At 60.1% G+C, this 6110-nt stretch carries 5 protein-coding genes; 4 read left to right on the plus strand and 1 reads right to left on the minus strand.

Annotated features, from left to right (window positions below):
- The 4 genes from ABVS03_RS07760 to ABVS03_RS07775 all read left to right on the plus strand — a co-directional run bounded on the left by ABVS03_RS07760 (nucleotide 1) and on the right by ABVS03_RS07775 (nucleotide 5416).
- On the plus strand, nucleotides 1–1782 hold the full coding sequence (locus ABVS03_RS07760) for an ABC transporter ATP-binding protein (protein WP_368018662.1): 1782 nt from the start codon (nucleotides 1–3) through the stop codon (nucleotides 1780–1782).
- A 1-nt stretch (nucleotide 1783) separates the two neighbouring features.
- Nucleotides 1784–2584 carry an energy-coupling factor transporter transmembrane protein EcfT gene (locus ABVS03_RS07765; RefSeq protein ID WP_368018663.1) on the plus strand — a complete coding sequence of 267 codons (801 nt, stop codon included), beginning with the start codon at nucleotides 1784–1786 and terminating at the stop codon, nucleotides 2582–2584.
- 116 nt (nucleotides 2585–2700) lie between these two features.
- A complete protein-coding gene (locus ABVS03_RS07770; protein ID WP_368018664.1) occupies nucleotides 2701–4317 on the plus strand; it encodes a peptide chain release factor 3 in 1617 nt (538 codons plus the stop codon).
- 169 nt (nucleotides 4318–4486) lie between these two features.
- Nucleotides 4487–5416, plus strand: coding sequence for an aldo/keto reductase (locus ABVS03_RS07775; RefSeq protein WP_330971493.1), 930 nt, complete (start codon nucleotides 4487–4489; stop codon nucleotides 5414–5416).
- 66 nt (nucleotides 5417–5482) lie between these two features.
- Here ABVS03_RS07775 and ABVS03_RS07780 read toward each other — a convergent pair whose 3' ends face one another.
- Nucleotides 5483–5968, minus strand: a complete 486-nt coding sequence (locus ABVS03_RS07780; RefSeq protein ID WP_368018665.1) for a YbaK/EbsC family protein — start codon at nucleotides 5966–5968, stop codon at nucleotides 5483–5485.
- Nucleotides 5969–6110 lie beyond the last annotated feature (142 nt).

Below are 6110 nucleotides of genomic sequence, written 5' to 3' on the forward strand. Positions count from 1 at the left end.
ATGCAGGAAAGCCGCACTTCCGAAATTCGCCTCGACGGCGTCACGCTCAGATTCGAGCATGGCATACAGGCACTCGATGATCTCTCGCTCGATGTTCCCTTAGGTCAGCATCTCTGCATCCTCGGCGCGAACGGTTCAGGCAAGTCGACCCTTGCTGCCGTCATCTCCGGCCTTCTTGCGCCCGATGAGGGCACGGTCGAGATTGCGGGCAAGCGTGTCTTCGAGGACGGAACGGCCGATTTCGAAGCCTACCGCGAAGCCAGGCGGAAGTGTGGCCTTGTCTTCCAGAATCCCGGCGACCAGATCGTGACGACGGTCGTCGAGGACGATGTCGCCTTCGGTCCCGAGAACCTGGGACTTGCACCCGATGAGATCGGCCGGCGCGTGAAGCGCTCGCTCCACAAGGTCGCGCTCGAAGACTATGCAAAGCGCGACCCTACCCGCATGTCCGGAGGACAGCAGCAGCGTGTCGCGATTGCCGCCACCCTTGCTATGGACCCCGAGCTCTTCGTCTTCGACGAGCCAGGAGCGCTTCTCGATGTCCGCGGCCGACGCTCCATCATGAAGGTCATCTCTGCCCTCAGGGATGCCGGCAGGACTGTGATCCATATCACCCATTTCATGGAGGAGGCCCTCGCAGCAGACCGCGTCATCGTCCTTTCCCGCGGCAGAATCGCGCTCGACGGCACACCTGCCGAGGTCTTCTCCCACGAGGATGAGATAGCGGCACTGGGCCTCGAAGAGCCTTTTGCCGGAAGGCTTTCCCGCCGTCTGCGCGCGGGCGGATCCGATATCGTCTGGACCCCGTCCGAGACGGAGCTCCTGGACGAGCTGGCGGCGTGCATCCCGGCATCTTCGGCAGGCATCTGTCCCCTGCCACAGAAGCGTGCAGACATCCCCGCAAATGGTGCACCCGCACTTTCCGTCTCCCATGTGACCTTTCGCTACACGGACTCTTCCGCGCAGACGGTGCCCGCCCTCAAGGACGTGAGCCTTGCTGTCTCGGCAGGCGAGTCCTGTGCGATCGTCGGCCAGACCGGATCGGGCAAGTCGACCCTGGCCCGCCTCATCTGTGCCCTCGGCGTGCCGGATGAAGGAGAGATCTCCGTCCTCGGCATCTCGACGGCAAAAAGGCGCGGCCGCCGCCTTCTCCATGGAAAGATCGGCTACGTGATGCAGCATCCCGAGCGCCAGCTCTTTGCCCAGACGGTCGCAGAAGATGTCGCCTATGGGCCGAAGAACCTGGGGCTCTCCGATACGGAAGTCTCCCGCCGCGTCGAACATGCCCTTGCCCTCGTCGGCCTCGAAGAGAAGAGGGATGTCTCCCCGTTCGAGCTTTCCGGCGGCCAGAAAAGGAAGTGCGCCCTTGCCGGTGTCATCGCAATGGGACCTGAGATCCTCGTACTCGACGAGCCGACAGCCGGCCTCGACCCCTCAGGCAGGCATGAGCTCACACATATCCTCGATGCCGTGCATGCAGAAGGTACTGCGACCATCGAGATCACGCACTCGATGGACGATGCCGCACGTGCCGACCATATCTTTGTGCTCGACGAGTCTGAGCTCCTCATGTCCGGCACGCCCGAAGATATCTTCTGCGGACAGAATGCCCAGCTCCTGCACGAGCGGGGGCTCGGCCTTCCTTCTGCCCTGACGTTCGCGCTCGCACTCGAAGAGCGCCTCGGCCAAGACGGCTGCATAGCTTCCTCGGCAGGAAACCCGCTCACGATCGATGCCCTTGCTGAGGCCATCCTTTCAATGCTCTCGGAAGGAGGGGAATAGCATGACAATGAGGATAGGCATTGGCCAGTACTATCCGCACCCCTCCTTCCTCCACAGGCTCGACCCCCGCGTGAAGGCAGGCTGCGCCCTTGCGGTCATGCTTGTCATCTTCTTCATCCAGACGCCGCTCCAGCTCCTCTATGTCTATGTGCTTGCAGGCGCCCTCATCGCTGCAAGCAGGATCCCTGCGAAGAAGATTGCCGAGTCCATAAAGCCGCTTGTCCTCATCCTTGTCTTCCTCGGCATCTTCAACCTGTTCTTCGTGCGTACAGGCACGCCTGTCTTCACGCTCGGACCCATCGAGATCACCTCGGCCGGCCTCTGGGACGCCGTGCTCTACCCCCTGCGCTTCACGGTCGCGATCCTTGCAGGAGCGCTTCTGCTCATGACGACAACACCGACGGAGCTTACCGATGCCTTCGACGGCGTGCTTGCGCCCCTGAGCCGCTTTGGCCTTCCGGGGCATGAGCTTGCGATGGTCTTTTCCCTCATGCTCCGCTTCATCCCGACGATTGCTGATGAGGCCTCTGCCATCATCGATGCACAGCGTGCTCGTGGCGGCGGCTGGGACTCGGGCTCCTTCTCCCGGCGCATCCACGGCATCGGCCCTGTTGTCATAGCCCTCCTTGCAAGCTCTGTCCGCCATGCCCACAATGTGGGACGCGCCCTCGATGCCCGCTGCTATGAGGGCGGAGCGGGCCGCACGCAGTGGCACCCGCTCCATATGGAGCAGAAGGATTGGGCAGCGCTTGCCGTCTGTGCTGCGGCCCTTTTAGGCCTCTTCCTTGTAGGCCTCATCTAGCCCAATCACCTGCTCTTCTTGTGCAGTTGCCCCTGCAGGCCCCCTGCGCCTTTAGAATGTATGGGTTCAAGAATCTAGTTCCGATGCCTCTGCATCGGCATACCCAAAGGCAAAGCATGAGCAATGTGTCTGACGAGATCTCGAAGCGCCGCACCTTCGCGATCATTTCCCACCCGGATGCGGGCAAGACGACCCTGACCGAGAAGCTCCTCCTCTATACCGGCTCCATCCAGACTGCCGGTTCCGTCAAGGGCAAGTCGAGCTCGAAGCATGCCGTATCCGACTGGATGGACATCGAGAAGGAGCGCGGCATCTCCGTCACGTCCTCCGTCCTCCAGTTCACGTATGAGGGCCACTGCATCAACATCCTCGATACCCCGGGCCACCAGGACTTCTCCGAGGATACCTACCGTACCCTCATGGCTGCCGATGCCGCTGTCATGGTCATCGACGGCGCCAAGGGCGTCGAGGCGCAGACGATCAAGCTCTTCAAGGTCTGCACCCTCCGCCATATCCCGATCTTCACGTTCGTGAACAAGCTCGACCACGACACCCGCGACCCCTTCGACCTTATGGAGGAGATCGAGGACGTGCTTGGGATAGGGACCTATCCGATGACATGGCCAATCGGATCGGGCAGGAACTTCAAGGGCGTCTTCGACCGCAATTCCCGCCATGTCATTGCCTTCGAGGGCGACGGCCGCGCCAATGCGACGAAGAAGGTCGGAGAGATCGAGGCGGAGCTCGGCGACCCGGCGCTCGACGATCTCATCGGCGAAGAGAACCACAAGAACCTGATCGATGATATCGAGCTCCTCGACGGAGCCGACAACGAGTTCGACCTCGATGCCGTGCGCCACGGCAAGCTCACGCCGGTCTTCTTCGGCAGCGCCCTCACGAACTTCGGCGTCGAGCCGTTCCTCAAGGACTTTCTGCGCCTTGCCCCTGCCCCTCTTGCCTACAAGGACACGATCTCCGGCGAGACCATCGATCCTGCCACGAATCCGTTCAGCGGATTCATCTTCAAGATCCAGGCAAACATGGACCCGAGGCACCGCGACCGCATCGCCTTCGTGCGCATCTGCTCCGGCAAGTTCGAGCGCGGCATGGATGCCTATCATGTGCAGGGCGACCGCCATATCAAGCTCGCGACCGGCACCGCAATGATGGCAGACGACCGCGCAACCGTGGACGAGGCCTATGCAGGCGATATCGTCGGCCTCTTCGATCCGGGCATCTTCTCGATCGGAGATACGGTCTGCGCCGGCAAGACGCCTGTCAAGTATCCGCCTATCCCGACATTCGCTCCCGAGCACTTCGCCCGCATCACGCAGGTCGATACGCTCAAGCGCAAGCAATTCGTGAAGGGCATGGAGGAGCTTGCCCAGGAAGGCGCCATCCAGATCTTCCGCGAAATCGGCTCCGGCATGGAGTCCGTGATCGTCGGTGCCGTCGGCGTCCTCCAGTTCGATGTCCTGGAGCAGCGTCTCCAGAGCGAATACCATGTCGCCGTGCGCAGGACCCCTCTTCCCTACTCGATCATCCGGTGGATCCAGAACTCGCCTGACGAGCTCGACCTCAAGACCCTGAACCTCACGCGCGACACCTGCCGCGTCGAAGATATGCGAGGCGGCAGGCTCCTGCTCTTCACAAGCCAGTGGAACCTGAACTGGGCAGAAGAGAACAACAAGACCCTGAAGCTCTCCGAGTTTGGCAATATCGCCTTCGAATAGGCAATGAATAGGCAATAGATACAAAGAATGTCTGAGGAACCAGATGGCAGAAGCTTTCTGGTTCCTCTCTTATTGAAAGGCGATGTCCGCCGCTTGCTGGTGCATCTTCTTCTCTCGAGCCCAACTCCACTATGCTTGATGGAAGCAATTCCGCTTTGAAAGGAAATCTATGCGCTATACGGAATTCGGACCAGGCAAAACGAAGGTCTCCTCTGTCATGCTTGGCCTCATGCGTGTGGACAAGATGGATGCAAAGGCTCTCTCCCATCTCCTCCACACCTCCCTCGAACTTGGAATCAATGCAATCGATACCGCAGACATCTATGCAGGAGGCGACTCAGAGCGCCTTCTGGGAGTGGTCTTTGCAAAGGAGCCAGGCCTTCGCGACAAGCTGTTCCTGCAGACGAAGGTCGGCATCCATAGGGACAACGGCCTTACCTACTATGACTTCTCGAAGCAGTATCTCCTGGATGCCACGCATGCCTCTCTGAAGCGCCTGGGAGTCAATCAGGTGGACGCTCTTCTTCTCCATCGTCCCGATATCCTGATGGATGCCAACGAGGTCTCAGAAGCCCTCTCAGAGCTTCGCAAGGAAGGGCTCGTGAAGGACTCCGGCGTCTCGAACGAGAACCCGGCCACCATGAAGCGCCTGCAGGCTGCCTGCCCCTTCCCGCTTGCCGCCAACCAGGTACAGCTCTCTATCGCTTTTGCCCCTGCCTTCGAGACCGTCCTCAATGCGAACATGGAGTGCAATGATGCCACCATGCGTGACGGCGGCATCTTCGAATACGCCCTCGCCCACGACCAGGTCATCCAGACCTGGTCGAGCCTCCAGTATGGCTACTTCGAAGGCACGTTCCTGGACAATCCGAAGTTCCCAGAGCTCAATAAGGTCCTGAAGCGCATTGCCGAGGAGCACGGCGTGACGCCTGCCGCCATAGCCATTGCCTGGAACCTCCGCTATCCCGGCAAGATGCAGGCCATCGTCGGCACGACAAATGAGCAGCATCTTGCCGACCTGGCGAAGGGTGCCGATATCGAGCTCACACGCAGGGAATGGTATGAGCTCTACATGGCAGCAGGAAGGCAGCTTCCCTGATAGATGCATCTCCTGTGCATATGAAATGGGGGGGCGCATCTGCGTCCCCCCATTCATGCTTGTCTTCTATTCAGCAGCTTCGTCGCGCCAGCCCTTGCACACATCGACCCAGCCTTCAGCCTGCGAACACTCCTCAAGCTCAGAAAGCGTGATCTCCACCGCAGAGTTCGCACTGCCAGCAGCAGGGAAAATCGTATCAAAGCGCTTGAGCGAGCAGTCGAGATAGGTCTCGACGCCGTCCTTCACCGCGAAGGGGCAGACGCCGCCCATAGGGTGGCCGACGATATCTGTGAGCTCATCGGCAGGAACGAACTTCGGCTTCGTGCCGAACTCCTTCTTGAAGGCAGAGCTCCAGAGCTTTGCATCGCCCGCACAGACGACAAGCACCGCCTTCTCTCCCACCATGCATGCCATGGTCTTTGCAATCAGAGCCGGCTTGCATCCCAGATCTTCGGCTGCCTCTTCTACGGTAGCTGACGATGCATCGAACTCGATGATGTGGTCCGCTATGCCATACGGCTTGAGATAGTTCCTGACTGCTTCGACAGACATATGCTTCTCCTTCTTGAAGTTTGCCGGAACACAGCATAGCCGTGTAGAGTTGCATGGCTGTTACCAGCACAGGAGTGCCGGCAGATGCAGGAAGGGCCCCCGCATGATGCAGGGGCCCCTCTGCCGGGCTGCGCATATAGAG

The organism is Olsenella sp. AGMB03486, assembly GCF_040884255.1.
Lineage (GTDB): Bacteria > Actinomycetota > Coriobacteriia > Coriobacteriales > Atopobiaceae > Olsenella_L > Olsenella_L kribbiana.